We start from the raw sequence: 16,990 nt of genomic DNA, 5'->3' as shown, positions 1-16,990 counted from the left end.
CACACCCCCTACTCCCTGGAGACCCCGTGAAGTACAGACCTCCCCCCATCCTGACGCGCTTATCGAGGCGACTGGCCGTGGCCACGACCCTCGTCCTCGTGGCGAGCGCGACCGCGGCCGTGGCCGCCGCTCCCGCCCAGGCGGCCGTGGCCTGTGACGTCACCTACACGACCAGTCAATGGACGAGCGGCCCCGACCAGGGCGGTTTCACCGCGAACATCACGCTGAAGAACACCGGCGACGCGCTCAGCTCGTGGACGCTGGCCTTCGACTACCCGACCACGGGTCAGAAGTACACCCCGAGCGGGTGGGGCGCCCAGTGGAGCCAGGCCGGCACCCGCGTCACCGGCGCCAACATGCCGTGGAACGGCAACCTGGCCGCCGGCGCGTCCGTCTCCGTAGGCTTCAACGGCACCTGGACGGGCAGCAACCCCGACCCCACGTCGTTCAGCGTCAACGGCACCACCTGCGGCGGCGAGGGCAGCAACGCCGCCCCCACCGTGTCGCTGAGCTCGCCGTCGGCCGGCCAGACCTACACCGCACCGGCGAGCGTGGCCATCGCGGCGAACGCGGCCGACTCCGACGGCACGATCTCGAAGGTCGACTTCTACCAGGGCTCCACCCTGCTCGGCACCGACAACTCGGCGCCGTACGCCTACAACTGGACCGGCGTGGCGGCGGGCAGCTATTCGATCACCGCACGGGCCACCGACAACGGCGGCGCGACCACGACCTCGGCGCCCGTCGGGATCACCGTCACGCAGAACACCGGCCCCGCGCTCGTCGTCAGCCCCACCACCTTGTCCGTGCCCGAGGGCGGCACCGCGAGCTTCGGAGTGAAGCTGTCGCAGGCGCCCTCGGCCAACGTGAGCGTCTCCGTCGCCCGCGCCAGCGGCGACGCGGACCTCACCGTCTCCAGCGGCGCCACCAGGCAGTTCACCACGTCCAACTGGGACACCGAGCAGAACGTCACGCTCGAGGCGGCCGACGACTCCGACACGACCAGCGGCTCGGCAGTCTTCCGGGTCGGCGCCACCGGCTACGACCCCGTCGAGGTCACCGCCAACGAGGCGGACAATGACGTCGGCGGCGGCAACGAGTACGTCCAGCGCTTCGTCGAGCTCTACAACGAGCTGCACGACCCGGACAACGGCTACTTCTCGCCCGAGGGCGTGCCGTACCACTCGATCGAGACGTTCATGGTCGAGGCGCCGGACCACGGGCACGAGACCACGTCCGAGGCCTACAGCTACTACCTGTGGCTGGAGGCGGTCTACGGGCAGGTCACCGGCGACTGGTCGAAGTTCAACGACGCGTGGACCTCGCTGGAGACGTACATCATCCCGTCGACGGAGGACCAGCCGACGAACGCGTTCTACGACCCGTCCAAGCCGGCCACGTACGCCTCCGAGCACCTCGACATCAGCAACTACCCGACCGAGATGGACACCGGCGTCACCGTGGGCTCCGACCCGCTGGCCAGTGAGCTGCAGAGCGCGTACGGCACCCGCGACATCTACGGCATGCACTGGCTGCTCGACGTCGACAACACCTACGGCTTCGGCCGCTGCGGCGACGGCACGACCAGGCCCGCCTACATCAACACCTACCAGCGCGGCCCGGAGGAGTCGGTCTTCGAGACGATCCCGCAGCCGTCCTGCGACACGTTCGAGCACGGCGGGCCGAACGGCTACCTGGACCTGTTCATCGAGGACAGCGCCTACGCCGAGCAGTGGAAGTACACCAACGCCCCCGACGCCGACGCGCGGGCCGTGCAGGTGGCGTACTGGGCGCTGACCTGGGCCAAGGAGCAGGACAAGGAGTCGGAGATCTCCGAGACGGTGGCCAAGGCCGCCAAGATGGGCGACTACCTGCGCTACGCGATGTACGACAAGTACTTCAAGCAGCCCGGCTGCACCAGCCCCTCGTGCCCGGCGGGCTCCGGCAAGAACTCCGCCGCGTACCTGCTGAACTGGTATTACGCCTGGGGCGGCGCGACGGACTCCAACGCGGGATGGGCTTGGCGCATCGGCTCCAGCCACAACCACGCCGGCTACCAGAACCCGTTCGCGGCCTGGGCGCTGTCCAACGTGGCCGAGCTCAAGCCGAAGAGCGCGACCGGCGCGTCCGACTGGAGCACCAGCCTGACCCGCCAGCTGCAGTTCTACACCTGGCTGCAGTCGGACGAGGGCGGGATCGCCGGCGGCGCGACCAACAGCTGGGAGGGCCACTACGGCACCCCGCCGAGCGACCTGCCGCGGTTCCACGGCATGACCTACGACTGGCAGCCGGTCTACCACGACCCGCCCTCGAACCAGTGGTTCGGCTTCCAGGCCTGGACGATGGAGCGGGTGGCCGAGCTCTACAACGTCACCGGCAACGCCGACGCCAAGGCACTGCTCGACAAGTGGGTGGAGTGGGCGCTCGACAACACCACCGTCAACGCCGACGGCAGCTACGAGATCCCGTCGACGCTGCGGTGGAGCGGCGCGCCCGCGGGTGACTTCTCCGCCACGTCCGGAATGCCACCGGCCAACCCGGACCTGCACGTGACCGTCCTGGACCACACGCAGGACGTGGGCGTCGCCGGTTCGTACGCCAAGGTGCTGATGTACTACGCGGCCAGGGCGGACCACGCCGAGGCGCGTGACACGGCCAAGGCGCTGCTCGACGGCGTCTGGGCGAACCGCGACGAGGCCGGTGTGTCGGTGCCGGAGACCAAGGCCGACTACCGCCGCGTCACCGACCCGGTGTACGTGCCGCCGGGCTGGAGCGGCGAGATGCCCAACGGCGACCCGATCAACGAGGACTCCACGTTCCTCTCGATCAGGTCGTTCTACGAGGACGATCCCGACTGGCCGAAGGTCGAGGCCTTCCTGAACGGCGGCGAGGCTCCGGTCTTCAACTACCACCGGTTCTGGGCGCAGGTGGACGTCGCCGTCGCGCTCGCCGAGTACGGGCGGCTCTTCCCGTGAGAAGGGCAGCCTTCATAGCCGCGGTGTCGCTGGTCCTGCCCCTGGTGACAGGGGCGGGGCCGGCGGCCCGCGCCGCCGAGCCCGCCTTCGCCTACGGCGAGGCGCTGCAGAAGTCCCTGTGGTTCTACGAGGCCCAGCAGTCGGGCGAACTGCCCGGATGGAACCGCGTCTCCTGGCGCGGCGACTCGGCCATGAACGACGGCGACGACGTGGGCGTGGACCTCACGGGCGGCTGGTACGACGCGGGCGACCACGTCAAGTTCGGCTTCCCGATGGCGTTCTCCGCCACCATGCTGGCCTGGGGCGCGGTGGAGTACCGCGACGCCTACGAGGACTCCGGCCAGCTCACCCACCTGCTGAACAATCTCAGGTTCGTCAACGACTACTTCGTCAAGGCGCACCCGTCGCCGAACGTGCTCTACGGGCAGGTCGGCAACGGCGGCACGGACCACGCCTGGTGGGGCCCGGCCGAGGCGATGGGGATGGAGCGGCCGGCGTACCGGATCGACGCCTCGTGCGGCGGGTCGGACCTGGCGGGGGAGACGGCGGCGGCGATGGCGGCCTCCTCGATCGTCTTCCGCCCGACAGATCCGGCGTACGCCGACACGCTGGTGACGCACGCCAAGCAGCTGTACTCCTTCGCCGACACCGTCAGGAGGAAGTACACCGAGTGCATCACCGACGCCTCCAGCTACTACAACTCCTGGAGCGGCTACAACGACGAGCTGGTGTGGGGCGCGATCTGGCTCCACCGGGCCACGGACGACGCCTCCTACCTGGCCAAGGCCGAGGCCGGCTACGACGACCTCGGCAACGAGCCGCAGACCAGCACCAAGTCGTACAAGTGGACGATCGCCTGGGACGACAAGTCGTACGGCGCATACGTGCTGCTGCACAAGCTCACCGGCAAGCAGCGCTACCTCGACGACGCCAACCGCTGGCTCGACTGGTGGACGGTCGGCGTGAACGGCTCCAAGGTGGCGTACTCGCCCGGCGGGCAGGCCGTGCTCGACCGGTGGGGCTCCCTGAGGTACGCGGCCAACACCGCGTTCGCGGCGCTCGTGCACAGCGACTCGATCACCGACGCGACCCGCAAGGCCCGCTACCACGACTTCGCGGTCAGCCAGATCGACTACGCGCTCGGCGACAACCCGCGCGGCTCGTCGTACGTGATCGGGTTCGGGAACAACCCGCCGGAGAACCCGCACCACCGTACGGCGCACGGCTCGTGGAGCGACCAGATCACCAACCCCGAGCGGACCCGCCACACCCTGTACGGCGCCCTCGTCGGCGGCCCGCCCGCCCCGGACGACGCCTACACCGACGAGCGTGACGACTACGTCATGAACGAGGTCGCCACCGACTACAACGCGGGCTTCACCAGCGCGCTGGCCCGGCTCTACCAGGAGTACGGGGGCGCACCCGCGGCGGGTTTCCCGCAGGAGGAGACCCCGGACGGGCCCGAGCTCTTCGTCGAGGCCGGTGTCAACGCGACGGGTCCGGGCTTCACGGAGATCAAGGCCATCGTGCGCAACCGGTCGGCCTGGCCCGCCAGGGTGTTGTCCGACGGTTCGTTGCGCTACTACTTCACCCTCGACGGCTCGACGACGGCCTCGCAGATCACCGTGTCGTCGGCCTACACGCAGTGCGCGCAGCCCACGCTCCACGCGGAGCGGCGAACGCTCAGGCCCGAGAGCGGTAGCTTGCGTGACCAGCGAGGGCCAAGTGAGCGCGACCATCAAACCGCGGGCGGCTCCACGTACTACGTGCGCATCGACTGCTCGGGCGAGGACATCGCCCCGGCAGGACAGTCGCAGCACCGCAGGGAGGTGCAGTTCAGGATCTCCAGCGCGGGCACGTGGGACCCGGCCGACGACTGGTCGTACCAGGGCATACCCACCACGCCCGGCGCGACGCCGGAGAGAACCGAGCGCATCACCCTGCACAGCGGCGACTCCACGATCTGGGGTGAGCCCCCTGGTCCGGACGTGGAGGACGACACTGCGCCCAGCAAGCCGGGCACGCCCGCGGTCTCCGCGATCACGGGTTCGACCGCCAGGCTCGGCTGGACGTCCTCCACGGACAACGTGGGAGTGGCCGGCTATGACGTCTACCTGGGGTCCACCAAGGTAGGCACGGCCACGAGCACGTCCTACGACCTGATCGGGCTCACCCCTTCCACCGAGTACACCGCCCACGTGGTGGCCAGGGACGCGGCGGGCAACTCCTCGCCGCCGTCCGGCGCCGCGACGTTCACCACCTCGGACACGCCAGCGCCCACCAGCGGGTGCACGGCGGAGTTCGAGGTGACGAACTCCTGGGGCGGCGCGTACCAGGCCGAGGTGACGGTGCGCAACGGCGGCACGGAGGCGATCGGCGGCTGGCGGGTCGCCTGGACGTCGCAGGGCTCGATCACCCAGCTCTGGGGCGGCAGGCACACCGTCTCCGGCTCGGCCGTCACCGTCGCGAACGAGGCGTGGAACGGCTCGCTCGCCCCCGGTGCCTCGGCCACGTTCGGCTTCGTCGCGAGCGGAACCGCCGCCACACCGGATCCGATCAGCTGCACTCCCGCATGAGCGGCGTCTGCCGCGCCTGCGCCATCTGACCCCGGGTCGAACCCGTCGGCCCCCGGCTGCGTATGAGGAGGTGAGGCTAAGCACCATTCCTGCCTTGTGACACATCCCGCCCGGATGGGACGGACGCGGCCCGATACCTCCAGTCGGCGCCGCGTCCGTTCGTGTTCCGTCACCTGGCAGAGTCGGCCTGCGCGAAGCGTTCCTTCGCCGCCTCGATGGCGGCGTCGCCGGAGAAGCCCGCGAACGCCTCCTCGTGGTAGCGCGGGGGGATGAGCCGCCTGACCCGCTCCGGGTAACCCACCCCCGCCTCGGGCACCTTGACCATGGGCGGGATGCCGAGGCGTACGGCGATGGGCCCCGAGGCGCGTACGGAGACCGACCACTCGCTGCTCTCGCCGGTGATGGCGCACAAATGGCGGGCGTAGACCCACTTCACCTCGACGAGGGAGGACGCGTTCGCCGGTTCGGTCCCGAAGGGCTCCACGGCGCACACGACGTTCGACTCGAAGTGGTGGCCGTGTGCGTGGTGCTCGCCGGCCGAGGCCTGTTCCAGGATCATGGTCACCTGCGCGGCGAGCTCGTCGTTCAGCTGGGCGGAGGGCTGCCTGCCCGCGAGGAACATCACCCCGGCCAGGGTCAGGCCGGCCAGGGTGACGGTCGCCGCGACAAGCCCGCGACGCGTTCTGATCACGGACTGGTGCAGGTCAGGGTGGGTGCGGGGTTGGGGATGGAGCCGGTCGCGTTGAAGCCGAACGAGGTGGTCGCGTCCGGCGCCAGCTGACCGTTGTAGGTGGCGTTCTTGACGGTCACGTTGGGTGGTTGCCCGGACAGGACGCCGTTCCACGGTGTGCCGTCGAAGGCCTGGCCGCCGCTGTAGGTCCAGGAGACCGTCCAGCCGTTCAGCGCGCTGTCGCCCGTGTTGCGCACGGTCACCTCGCCCTGGAAGTGGCCGGCCCAGCCGTTGTCGGTGGCCTTCCACGTCGCGGTGCAGCCGCTGTCACCGGGAGGCGGGTCGGTCGGCGTGACCGTGGGGTCGGGATCGGGGCCCGGCGTGCCGCCGCCGGGGCCGACTCCGGTCACTTCGCCGTTGCCGCCGTCGAAGACGACGTCGGAGCAGCTGTAGAAGTTCTCGTTGCTGTCGGAGCGGATCCAGTGGGTGAAGATGATGTGCCGCCCGCTCTTGCCGGACGGGAGCTGGGCGTTCCAGTAGTAGTAGCCGAGCCCGCCGGGGCCGCCGTTCTTGGGCGGGTCGGTGACGCTGCCGAACGGCTCCAGGTCGGACCACTTGAGCGGGCCGTTCGGGTTCCAGCCGTTCTTGGTGATGTAGTAGTTGAAGTCGCCGGGGTGCTCGGCCCAGTTGCTGTGCCGCATCTGGATGTCGGCGCCCGCGGTCAAGTGGGTGAGCGGCCAGTCGGAACGGACCGCGTTGTAGGCGGAGAAGTCGTAGGGCCCGCCGGTGCCGCCGCTGCAGATCTGCCCGTCGGGGATGAATCCGCTGGTCCGTCCCGCGCCGTCGGAGCGCAGCACGGCGAACCAGTTGTACAGAGGGGTCGTTCCGCTCTGCGCGACCGCGTCGGCGCAGGCGGGGTTGTAGGGCTGGATCTGGCCGTTGTCCCGCAGGCCGTCCTGCCAGCACAGGAACGTGCGGCTGCCGGGGAACATGGTCACGCCGTGGGCCTGTGCCGGTGAGGGCACCATCAGGACACTCGTGATGAGAACCATGACGGCGGTGATCGCCGCCGACTTGAACCATTTCATGGGGGGATTCCCTTGTGCTGACGACAGAGGAGAACCTGCCCATGACCAGCCCGCCCGGCCAGCGCATTGAACCACGGGCGAGGCCGGGCCGACAACGCGCCGTGAAACTTTCAACCGATCCTGGTCACGGGCCTCGGCGTGATGTGCCCGCCGTAATCAGGCGTGCCGGAATAGTGCAGGCTGGGAGCGCTCCCAGTACACTGCCAGAAATGCGGGAGCATGAGGCACGCGCTCGCGCGGCCGTGCTTTGCGAGGGGCGCGGCCGCGCGTAGGAGGGGTACGGCTGGTGCTGCCGTACCCCTCATCAATTCGCGCCGAGGGCGGCCTCGATGTCGTCGAGCCTGGCCTCCAGCTCGCTCAGGCAGGCAGGCGCCAGCCGGCCCTCCCGCATGCGGTCGGAGAGCTTGACGCGCAGGCGCTGGGTCCCGCCCGACGCCGCGGGGCCGTGCGGCGCGACGAGAGCGTTCAGCACCTGGTTGAGGTCGAGCACGACGTCGGCGTCCGTCGCTCCGCACGGCGTCCTGTCCTCCAGCGTGGTCCTGAAGCCGGCCACCGCCTGCTCGACGGTGATCGCCGTGGCCGGCGAGCTCTCGACCAGCGCGGAGGTGGGCGACGGCCGTGGCGGCGCGGCATGCTGCGGTGACCGTAGCTCCGAGTGCTGGAACCAGAGCAGGAGCGACAGCGCGACCGTCGCGGAGCCCGCGACCGTGAGCGCGCGCCTGACATGCCGGCCCAGGGTGGCCGCGCCGAGCGCGGCGGTCAGCGCCGAGACGATCTCCGCCGCGGCCGGCCGCTCCTCCGGCCGGTGCGCCAGGCAGCGCTGGCACAGCGTGGCGACGGCGTAGGGCACGCCGGGCACCCGGGGCGGCGGCGCCGTCCTCCTGGCCGCCTCGATCTCCTCCCACGTCGTCTCCGGGTACGGGGTCCGCCCGGTGAGCATGGTGTGCAGCAACACGCCCAGGGCGTACACGTCGACCGCGGGATGGGTGGGAGCGCCCTGCAGCCGCTCTGGGGCGACGTAGGGCGGGGTGCCGCGGTCGTCGTCGGGGTCGCCCGCCCAGGCCGCGATGCCGAAGTCGAGCAGTTTGGGGCCGTCGGCGGTGAGCAGCACGTTCTCGGCCGTGACATCCCTGTGGACCAGGCCGCGGGCGTGCCCGGCCATCAGCACCCTGGCCAGCCGTAGCGCGATGGCCGCGGCCTCGGTCCACGGCAGCGGGCCCTGCTCGACGCGCTCGCCCAGCGGCGTGCCGTCGAGCAGCGGCATCACCACGAAGGCCGCGACCCCGCCGCCCGTGGTGACGGTCTCGCCGTAGTCGTAGATCGCGATCGAGTCGGGGTGGAAGAACCTGGCCGCGGCGCGTGCCTCGCTGCGTACGCTGACGCGCTCGCCGTGGTCGGCGTGGAGCGACGAAGTGAGCACCTTGACCGCGACCATCCGGTGGAGGGACTGGTCGAAGGCACGCCAGATGACCGACATGCCCCCGCGGGCCAGCGGATCCAGCAGCAGATACCGGCGGGCCAGCACATCCCCAGGCTCAAGCCGACTCACGGACGACCAGTTCCGTGGGGAGAACGGGGTCGATGCCCGTGGCCCCCGTCAGGAGTAGCCGGGTGGCGACCGTGGCGAGCTCCTCGACGGGCTGGCGGACGGTGGTCAGCGTGGGAACGGTGTGCTTGGCGACGGGGGCGTCGTCGAACCCGATGACCGCCACGTCGGTCGGCACCCTGCGCCCCGCCCTGCGCAGCGCCTGGATCGCTCCCGCCGCCATCAGGTCGGAGGCGACGAAGACGGCGTCGAGCCCGGGAGCGTGGCGTAACAACCACTGCATGGCGTGGGTGCCGGACGCGGCGGTGAAGTCGCCGTAGGCCACGGGCACGTCGGGTGCGCCCGCCGCCTGGAGGGTGCGTACCAGGCCGTCCAATCGGTCACGCGCGGCGGGTAACGAGGGCGGGCCGCCGATGGCGGCGACGTTGCGGCGGCCGGCCAGCAGGAAGTGCTCCGCCGCCTGGCGGCCGCCGTCGAGGTTGTCGACGTCGACGTAGGGGAGTTTGAGGTCGTGGGGCGGGCGGCCGATGTTGCACACCGGGATGCCCGCGGTCGATAACTTGATCGCCAGCGGGTGGCGCTCTCTCGCGCCCACGATGAGCACCGCGCCCGACAGGGCGGGCAGCGTGGACGACGTGGGCGGGACGGTGGTCACCATGAGGTGGGTGCCGTGTTCGGTGATCACGCTGCCGGCCGCCGAGAGAAGTCTGGCGTAATAGGGTTCGGAGAAAAGGCGGGGCAGGTGGTCACAGATCACCGCCGTGACCCCGTCGGCCATGGTTTTCGCAGCAGTTCCCCGTGGTGCGCGTTGCCGTACGTAGCCCATTCGGGATACGGCGTCGTAGACTTGGCGGCGGGTCGAAGTGCTGACCCGCACCGAGCCGGTGAGGACTCGTGATGCGGTCGCGGGGGAAACCCCTGCAGCGGCCGCCACTTGTGCCAGTGTGGGCTGCTCGGTCATGGAGCACCTCGCGGAAAGATCCCTGGGAGCGCTCCCACGTTACCAATGTTTCGCCGTTGTTAATAGGGCCTTTGCAAGGAGTGCGTCCTGCTGTACGGACGCACTCCCATTCCCTCAGTTCAACGGTTCGCGGAACGCCGCAGGCCCTGCCATTTCGCTGGACCCATTCCGCATTTCCGGGTTTCCGTTCGTGTCACCCGAGGTCCACGTCCGCGTCCTCAAGCTCGGCGTCGGCCTCGCCGTCATCGTCGGACTCCGACCGGTCGGGCTGCACGGGCTGGCAGCTCCCGCCGCAGCCGCCGAAGCGGGAGGTGTTCATCGGGTGGAAGTCGGTCTCCGGCACGCCCTTCAGCGCTCCGATCATGGTGTCCTTCCAGATCGGTCCCGGGATCGAAGCGCCGAAGACCGAGCTGTAGTAGCGGCCACCGATGGTGACGCCGTTGAGCTTGTGCTGCTGCGCGCCGCGCGTGTCGCCGATGCTGACCGCCCCCGCCAGATCCGGGGTGTACCCGGCGAACCAGGCGGCTGCCTGGTCGTCCGTGGTGCCGGTCTTTCCGCCCGCGGGACGGCCGATGCCGCCGACGCCGCGCATCGTGCCCTTGGTGAAGACGCCCTCCAGGATGTACGACGCGGCGTCCGCGACCTCGGCATCGAAGGCCTGCTTACAGTCGGGCTTGTACGTCTTCACCTTGCCGTAGCGGTCGGTGATCTTCGTGATGGCCATGGGCTTGCAGTACTTGCCCCTGGCGCCGATCGCCGCGTAGGCGGTGGCCACGGTCACCGGGTCCATCTCGTTGGTGCCGAGGGTGAACGTCTCGAACTCCGTCAGCGGCAGCCCGTCGGAGCGTTCGATGCCCAGCGACTTGGCCGTCTTGATCGTGTCGCACAGCCCGACCTTCTGCTCCAGCGCCACGAAGAAGGTGTTCACCGAGCCCCAGGTGCCGGTGGCCAGCGACTTGAAGCCGCCGCCGCCCCCCTCGGCGTTGGTGACGGTGTGACTGGGGTCGCCGATGTTCTCGCCCTTGCAGTTCTTGAACGCGGAGTAGGAGGGCGCGCGGTAACCGCTGCCGGTGCTCACCCCGTCGTTGATCTTCATGCCCTCCTTGAGCGCGGTGAGCAGCGTGAAGACCTTGAACGTCGAGCCCGCCTGGAAGCCGGTGCCGCCGCCGTGCAGCGCGTTGGCGACCACGTTGTACGACATCTCGTTCTTGCGCTTGTTGTTGCCGTACTTGCGGCTGGCGGCCATGGCCTTGATCGCGCCCGTGCCCGGCTCCACCAGGGCTTCGGAGGCGACCGCCTTGTCCGAGGCGAAGACGTGCCTCCTGATGGCCCGGTCGGCGGCCTTCTGCATCCTCGGGTCGAGCGTGGTCTGGATGGTCAGGCCGCCCCGGTTGAGGAACTGGGTCCTGGCCTTCTTCGTCGCGCCGAAGATCTTGTTGCTGAGGATCTCGTTGCGCACGTACATGCAGAAGTACGGGTATTCGCTGGCCCCGCAGCCGCCGGGCAGGGGCTGGCCCTTGTCGAAGCCGAGCTTCTCGGTCTTGGCCTCCTTGGCCTGCTCGGGCGTGATCTTGCCCAGCTCGGCCATTCTGTCGAGCACCACGTTGCGCCGGTGCAGCAGCCGCTGGCGCTGCTCCCTGCCGAGGTTGGGGTCGGTCGCGTTGGGGTCCTGCACGGCGCCGGCCAGGGTCGCGGACTGCACCAGGTTCAGGCTGCCGGCGTCGACCCCGAAGAAACGTTTGGCGGCCGCCTCGACGCCGTAGGCACCGGCCCCGAAGTAGGCGATGTTGAGGTACTTCTCGAGGATCTGGTCCTTGGTGTACTTCTCCTCGACCGCCATCGCGTATCGCAGCTCCCTGAGCTTGCGGGCGTAGCTGGCCTCCAGCGCCGCGTTCTTCTCCTTCGTGGTGGTGGCCGAGTTGAGCAGCACCTGCTTGACGTACTGCTGGGTGATGGACGAGCCGCCCTGGGCGATGCCGCCCGAGCTGAGGTTCTTGGCCAGGGCCCGGATGGTGCCCTCGATGTCGATCGCGCCGTGCTCGTAGAAGCGGAAGTCCTCGATCGAGATGACGGCCGTCTTCATGATCTCGGCTACGTCGGCGAGCTTGACGTTCTCCCGGTATTCCTCGTAGAACTGCGCGATCTGGTTGCCCTTGGCGTCGAGCACCGTCGTCTTCTCGGCGAGCGGGGGCTCCTTGAGCTCCTCAGGTTTGATGCCGAGCTCTTCCGATGCCGAGACGAACATCGCGCCCGTGCCTCCCACCGCGGGCAGCGCGATGGCCGCGGTCACCACGCCTGCAGCGACCGCCGCACCGGTCAGGCGCGCGATACTCGACATACGGGACATGCTGGCAATACCTCCCCCTCTTGGCATTCGGGTGCATCCTAAACCCAGCCATGACCTGTTCCATGTAAAACCTTGGACCCCGTGGGGCGAGAGTTAGTTCGCGCTGGAGAGCTGGTTTTCCCGTTTTCATAGGCATATCCGACGTTCGTGCTGCATGAGCCCCCTGTGCGGGCTGTGGCGATCTTTCTCCTCGCGATCGGCCGATTTCCACCAGCCGAGGGCAAAGAAGCGTGTTGTCTGGCGGGTCCCCCGCCACCCGTCTGGCAACGTCGGCCAGGGCGTTTCCTGCTGGCCTTGGTGGAGGGTCTTATGCGTGGTGTCGGAGATGGCGCGGACTTCGACCGTCTGCTCTCGGCCGCCAGATCATATTGGGGAGACGCTCCCAGCGGTGACGGCTGCGTCGTGGCGGAGGCGTACGACGACGACATCAGGAGCGTGACGCGCACGCTGCTCGTCGCCAGGGCCGTGTGCGACCTGCTCGCGGCGCGGCTGGTCGTGCTGACCGGCCCCGAGTGGCGGGGCCTCGCCGAGGCGTTCGGCGCCGCGGACGACGTCCAGCCGCGGCTGCCGCCCGTCGCGCTTGTCACCGGCTGCGCCGACCGCGCGGTGCCCAGGGACGTCCCCGTCGTGCACGTCCACGGCACCGGGTCGGTGAAGGCGTACACCATGTTCCCCGACCAGGGCCCATGCTCCTTCTTCGACGAGCTGCCCGCCAGGGTCGGCGCGTTCTTCGAACGGCACGTGTGGCCGCACAGGGACACGATCAGGCCAGGCGCGGAACGGGTCGCCTGGCGGGCCAAGACCGGATACCAGCTCCGTACGGACACCGAACGCCGCCAGCTGCGCTATTACGGCTGCGCCCGCCTCGGCATCGACGCCGACCGGCCGACGATCGCCGTGTTCGGCCACACCCCGGGGCAGGACACCGAACTGTACGACGCGACGGCGGAGTTCGCCGCGTCCGATGAGTCCGCGAACTGGCTGTTCCTCGACCCCGTCGCCAACGGTCACTCCCGGGTGAAGTGCGTCACCGGCGCCCTGTCCACCAACATCCTGTGGAGCGTGACGGACGTGGGCGTCACCTTCAGGGACAGCGACCTGCCCGCCTTCGGCATCCCCGTCATCCAGGCCGGCTGGTCGGAGGGCAGCGCCTGCGGCGCCACGTACCTGGCCCGTTCGCCCGACGGCCACCGCGCCCTGCTGGAGGAGGCCATCGGCAGGCACGCCAAGGGCGAGTCGTTCCTCGGCCCCGAGCAGCGCGAGCGCGCCCGCCTGTGGCTCTGGCTGCGCCGCTGCGGCGCCGACGTCCCCACCCACCTCCTGCCGCACTGGCAACACGGAGCGGAGGACCACGCGCGTGCGGTCGCCGTCAACCTCCGGCACGTCGAACGCGACGGCGACCCCCTCTACCGAGCCGTAGCCCGCATGTGGGAGCGGCGCGAGCCCGTGCTCACCCGATTCGACTTCAACGACCCGGCAGCGCTGGCCACCACCATCACCCCCGAGAGGAGCATCCGATGACCGGCAGCACAGGATCCGACACCGACCTCGACCAGGTGATCCTGCCCGCCATACCGCCCGTGCACCTGCTCAGCGGGCAGGTCCCCTCCCTTCAGGTGACCGACCGGCTGCACAGGGGCAGCCACATCGTCGGCAGATTCGAGACCTCCGGACTGGCCGGGTTCAAGGTCGCCGCACAGGGGCGCCCGCTGCGGGTGCTGCTGACGCTGTCCGCCGACGACCGGTCCGTGAGCGGCTGGCACACCGGCAAACCCGCGCCGGGCGGCCCGCTGACGCGGCTCGTACAGATCCGCTCCCAGGGCCGGCTGCGCCAGTGCGTCCTGCTGAAAGGCCGGCGCTCGCACGCCAAGGTCGCCTTCGACCTCGCGGCCGAGGAGATCCCCGACGACGGCCTCGTCTGCATCGAGGCGCTCGACATCATGGAGGGCGACGGCATCGGCGAGGAGGTGCGCCGCATCGTCTCCAAGCGCATCGCCCCCGACGGGGTGGCCGGCGTGCGCCTCGACAAGGTCGTGCTCGACGAGCCGCCCGAGGTGGACTTCGACCCTGACACGCTCGACGGCTCCCGCTGCGAGCTGTCCACGCTGATCAGCGCCGGCGGTCTCGCCAACCTCAACCGGCAGGGCGTACGCGTGCTGCGGGCCGGCATGTTCGTGGTCAACCCCGTGCTGAAGGACACCTTCGGCGCGACCGGCCGCGTCACGCTGAGGCTCGGCACCAAGGCGGAGACGGCCAGCCTCATCCCCGCGTCGTGGCGCCGGGTCAACAGCGAACTGCGCTGGCTGCGGCACGCCACCAAGAAACTCCTCGGCACGGCGGGCCCCAGGGTGGAGCGGGTGCTCAACGTCAGGGACGGCGAGGCCGTGGAGTTCGAGCAGCGGGCCTGCGGCAACGTGACGGAGCTGGAGCTGTCCAGTCCGACGACCTCCCCGCTGCTGGTCTTCGTCGCCTCCGGCCGGGGCGCGCAGGCCACCCTGGAGTCGGGCACCTCGCACTAGCCGTACCAGCGAAATCCGACATCATCCGTGAGAACGCCGTGCTGAGGGCAGTCTGTATGGATGACCGAGCGCGGATTGCGAATCGAAGCCACCCGATACGTGCACTGCACGGTCATACGCGCAAGCGGCGAGCTCGACCATGACGGCAGGGTCAGGCTCAGCACGTGCATCACGTCCGTGTGGGACTGGTCCGCGGGCCCCGTGCTCGTGTTCGACCTGCACGACCTGGACTTCTACGACTCGTCGGTCATCGGGGTACTGGCGATGGCGATGCAGCGCATGGAGGAGGAGCGCAGCGGTGGCGAGATCATCCTCGTCCAGCCGGACCACCACCTGCTGTCGGTGCTGCGCCTGACGGACCTGCTCTCCCACGTGGAACTGGCCGACAGCGTCGAGCAGGTCGTGGCCGAGCTGATGGTGCGGGCGGGTGACGAGTCGTCAGGACGGGCTCCGCCGCGCGTGGTCCTCAGGGGCTCCGGCCGCGACAGGCGAGGCTGAGCGAGACGGGCTCACGTACGGCGAGCCGCCCCGCGCCTCAGAGTCCGTACGTCTCCAGCAGCCGCAACCACACCTCGCTGACCGTCGGGAATGACGGCACCGCGTGCCACAGGCGGTCGAGCGGCACCTCGCCGGTGACCGCGATCGTGGCGGCGTGCAGCAACTCGGCCGCCCCCGGCCCGGCGAACGTGACGCCCAGCAGCACTTTCCTGTCCTCGTCGACGACGGCCCTGGCCTGGCCGCGGTAGCCGTCGCCCAGGAGGTAGGCGCCCGTGACCGCGCCCATGTCGTAGTCGACGGCCCGCACCCGGAACCCGTCCGCGCGGGCCACCGCCTCCGTACGGCCCACCGCGCAGATCTGGGGGTCCGTGAACACCACCTGAGGGGCGCCGTAACCGCCCGCCACGTCGCGCATCGCGGGCAACTCGTCACCGCCAGCCCGCGCGGCAATCACGTCGCCGCACACCCTGGCCTGATATTTGCCCATATGCGTGAGCAGCGCCCGCCCGTTGACGTCGCCCACGGCGTACAGCCAGCCGTCGGAGACCCCGGTCGCCCGCATGCTGTCGTCCACCTCGATCGGAACGTCGTCGGGCAGGCCCACCGTGCCGAGCCCCACGTCGCGGGTGGCGGGCCGGCGCCCCGTGGCCACCAGCACCTCGTCGGCCTCCAACGGTGGCCCCTCCGGCAGGTGCACCGTCACCTTCCCGCCGGGCTCCGGCCGCTCCACCCGGCTGACCTGGATGCCGGTGCGCACCTCGATGCCCGCCTCCGCGAACGAGCGGGCGAGCAGGTCGCCGGCGAACGGCTCCATCCTGCTCAGCAGCCCGTCGCCGCGCACCACCAGCGTGGTCTGACGCGCGCCGAGCCCGTGCATGGCCTGCGCCATCTCGCACGCCACGACGCCGCCGCCGAGCACCACCAGCCGCTCGGGGACCACGCTGGTCTCCGTCACCTCGTGGCTTGTCCACGGAGCCGCCTCGGCCAGCCCGGGGACGGGAGGCACGACCGGCGAACTGCCCGTCGCCACGACCACGGCATGCCGGGCCGTCAGCACCCGCTCGCCGCCGTCCGCCAGGGCCACGCGCACCCGCCGGGGACCGTCGAGCCTGCCGCGCCCGCGTACGAACTCGGCCGGCACGCTCTCGATCCACCCCACCTGTCCGGAGTCGTCGAAATGGCCTACAGCCTCGTCACGGCGGGCCAGCACCGCGGCCACGTCGATGGGCGCGAGCTCCAACCCGGGAACGCGCGCCACCTCACCCGCCAGATCGACCGGCCGCAGCAGCGCCTTGCTCGGCACGCACGCCCAGTAGGAGCACTCGCCGCCGGCCAGCCGCTCCTCGACGACCGCGGCCGTCAGACCGCCGCGCACGGCCCGGTCCACGACGTTCTCCCCAGTGGGACCGGCGCCGATCACGACGACGTCGAACTCGTCAGCCACCCATGCCTCCCAAGCAATCGTCGGACGTGAGGAAACTCTTTCACGCCAGGGCGCCTTCTGACGCGAACCACCTGGCCCGCCGACGGGGTGAGAACCCTTTCATCTCGTGCTCATGGTGGTCCAACCGGCGGCGCCGAGCCTGAAGGCAGGCCGCGGACGGACCGCGGCGAGCACATCGGGAGGCATCCACATGGCACAGGAATTGCGGCGAGCCCTGCTCGCGACCGCGCTCACCCTCGGGCTCGGCGCCGGCACGATCTCCCTGACCGTCCCCGCCCAGGCGGCGGCCGTCCCCACCGTTTCCCTCACGACCGCCGACGACGATGACGGTGCTCCGCGGGGCGGGGTGGACACGGGGCTGGGCGG

Annotated in this window: 11 protein-coding genes; 5 read left to right on the top strand and 6 right to left on the bottom strand. The window is 70.1% G+C overall.

What is annotated here, in order from left to right; all coding sequences use genetic code 11:
- The first annotated feature begins 77 nt into the window (after positions 1–77).
- Positions 78–2,975: a glycoside hydrolase family 48 protein gene (locus tag GUY59_RS12505; protein WP_252375156.1), complete on the top strand. Its 2,898-nt coding sequence runs from the start codon at positions 78–80 to the stop codon at positions 2,973–2,975.
- Positions 2,918–5,551, top strand: a complete 2,634-nt coding sequence (locus GUY59_RS12500; RefSeq protein WP_138206188.1) for a glycoside hydrolase family 9 protein — start codon at positions 2,918–2,920, stop codon at positions 5,549–5,551. Before GUY59_RS12505 ends, GUY59_RS12500 begins: the two co-directional genes overlap by 58 nt.
- Positions 5,552–5,720: 169 nt before the next feature.
- On the opposite strand, the gene GUY59_RS12495 is transcribed toward GUY59_RS12500, so the two are convergent.
- The 5 genes from GUY59_RS12495 to GUY59_RS12475 form a co-directional block, all read right to left on the bottom strand.
- Positions 5,721–6,242: a hypothetical protein gene (locus tag GUY59_RS12495; RefSeq protein WP_138206186.1), complete on the bottom strand. Its 522-nt coding sequence runs from the start codon at positions 6,240–6,242 to the stop codon at positions 5,721–5,723.
- Positions 6,239–7,309 carry a lytic polysaccharide monooxygenase auxiliary activity family 9 protein gene (locus GUY59_RS12490; RefSeq protein WP_138206184.1) on the bottom strand — a complete coding sequence of 357 codons (1,071 nt, stop codon included), beginning with the start codon at positions 7,307–7,309 and terminating at the stop codon, positions 6,239–6,241. The genes GUY59_RS12495 and GUY59_RS12490 overlap by 4 nt, the downstream gene beginning before the upstream one ends.
- Positions 7,310–7,613: 304 nt before the next feature.
- Positions 7,614–8,834, bottom strand: coding sequence for a serine/threonine-protein kinase (locus GUY59_RS12485; protein ID WP_161714515.1), 1,221 nt, complete (start codon positions 8,832–8,834; stop codon positions 7,614–7,616).
- Between the two features lie 10 nt (positions 8,835–8,844).
- Positions 8,845–9,816 carry a LacI family DNA-binding transcriptional regulator gene (locus GUY59_RS12480; RefSeq protein ID WP_138206180.1) on the bottom strand — a complete coding sequence of 324 codons (972 nt, stop codon included), beginning with the start codon at positions 9,814–9,816 and terminating at the stop codon, positions 8,845–8,847.
- A gap of 193 nt (positions 9,817–10,009) precedes the next feature.
- Positions 10,010–12,154: a transglycosylase domain-containing protein gene (locus tag GUY59_RS12475; protein WP_138206178.1), complete on the bottom strand. Its 2,145-nt coding sequence runs from the start codon at positions 12,152–12,154 to the stop codon at positions 10,010–10,012.
- Between the two features lie 318 nt (positions 12,155–12,472).
- Between GUY59_RS12475 and GUY59_RS12470 the strand changes: the two genes are divergently transcribed.
- Genes GUY59_RS12470 through GUY59_RS12460 form a run of 3 tightly spaced genes read left to right on the top strand, consistent with a single transcriptional unit; the run spans position 12,473 to position 15,180 of the window.
- Complete coding sequence (locus tag GUY59_RS12470; protein WP_138206176.1) at positions 12,473–13,684, top strand: hypothetical protein; 1,212 nt, start codon at positions 12,473–12,475, stop codon at positions 13,682–13,684.
- Positions 13,681–14,682, top strand: coding sequence for a hypothetical protein (locus GUY59_RS12465; protein ID WP_138206174.1), 1,002 nt, complete (start codon positions 13,681–13,683; stop codon positions 14,680–14,682). The genes GUY59_RS12470 and GUY59_RS12465 overlap by 4 nt, the downstream gene beginning before the upstream one ends.
- A gap of 60 nt (positions 14,683–14,742) precedes the next feature.
- Positions 14,743–15,180: an STAS domain-containing protein gene (locus GUY59_RS12460; protein ID WP_138206172.1), complete on the top strand. Its 438-nt coding sequence runs from the start codon at positions 14,743–14,745 to the stop codon at positions 15,178–15,180.
- A gap of 37 nt (positions 15,181–15,217) precedes the next feature.
- Here the strand turns inward: GUY59_RS12460 and GUY59_RS50675 are convergent, their stop codons facing one another.
- Positions 15,218–16,624, bottom strand: coding sequence for a dihydrolipoyl dehydrogenase family protein (locus tag GUY59_RS50675; protein ID WP_138206170.1), 1,407 nt, complete (start codon positions 16,622–16,624; stop codon positions 15,218–15,220).
- Positions 16,625–16,990 lie beyond the last annotated feature (366 nt).

Origin of the sequence: Nonomuraea sp. K271, assembly GCF_009908215.1 — a bacterium.
GTDB classification, from domain to species: domain Bacteria; phylum Actinomycetota; class Actinomycetes; order Streptosporangiales; family Streptosporangiaceae; genus Nonomuraea; species Nonomuraea longispora.
Note: the sequence above shows the minus strand (reverse complement) of the source record. Positions and strands in the feature narration are given on the sequence as shown.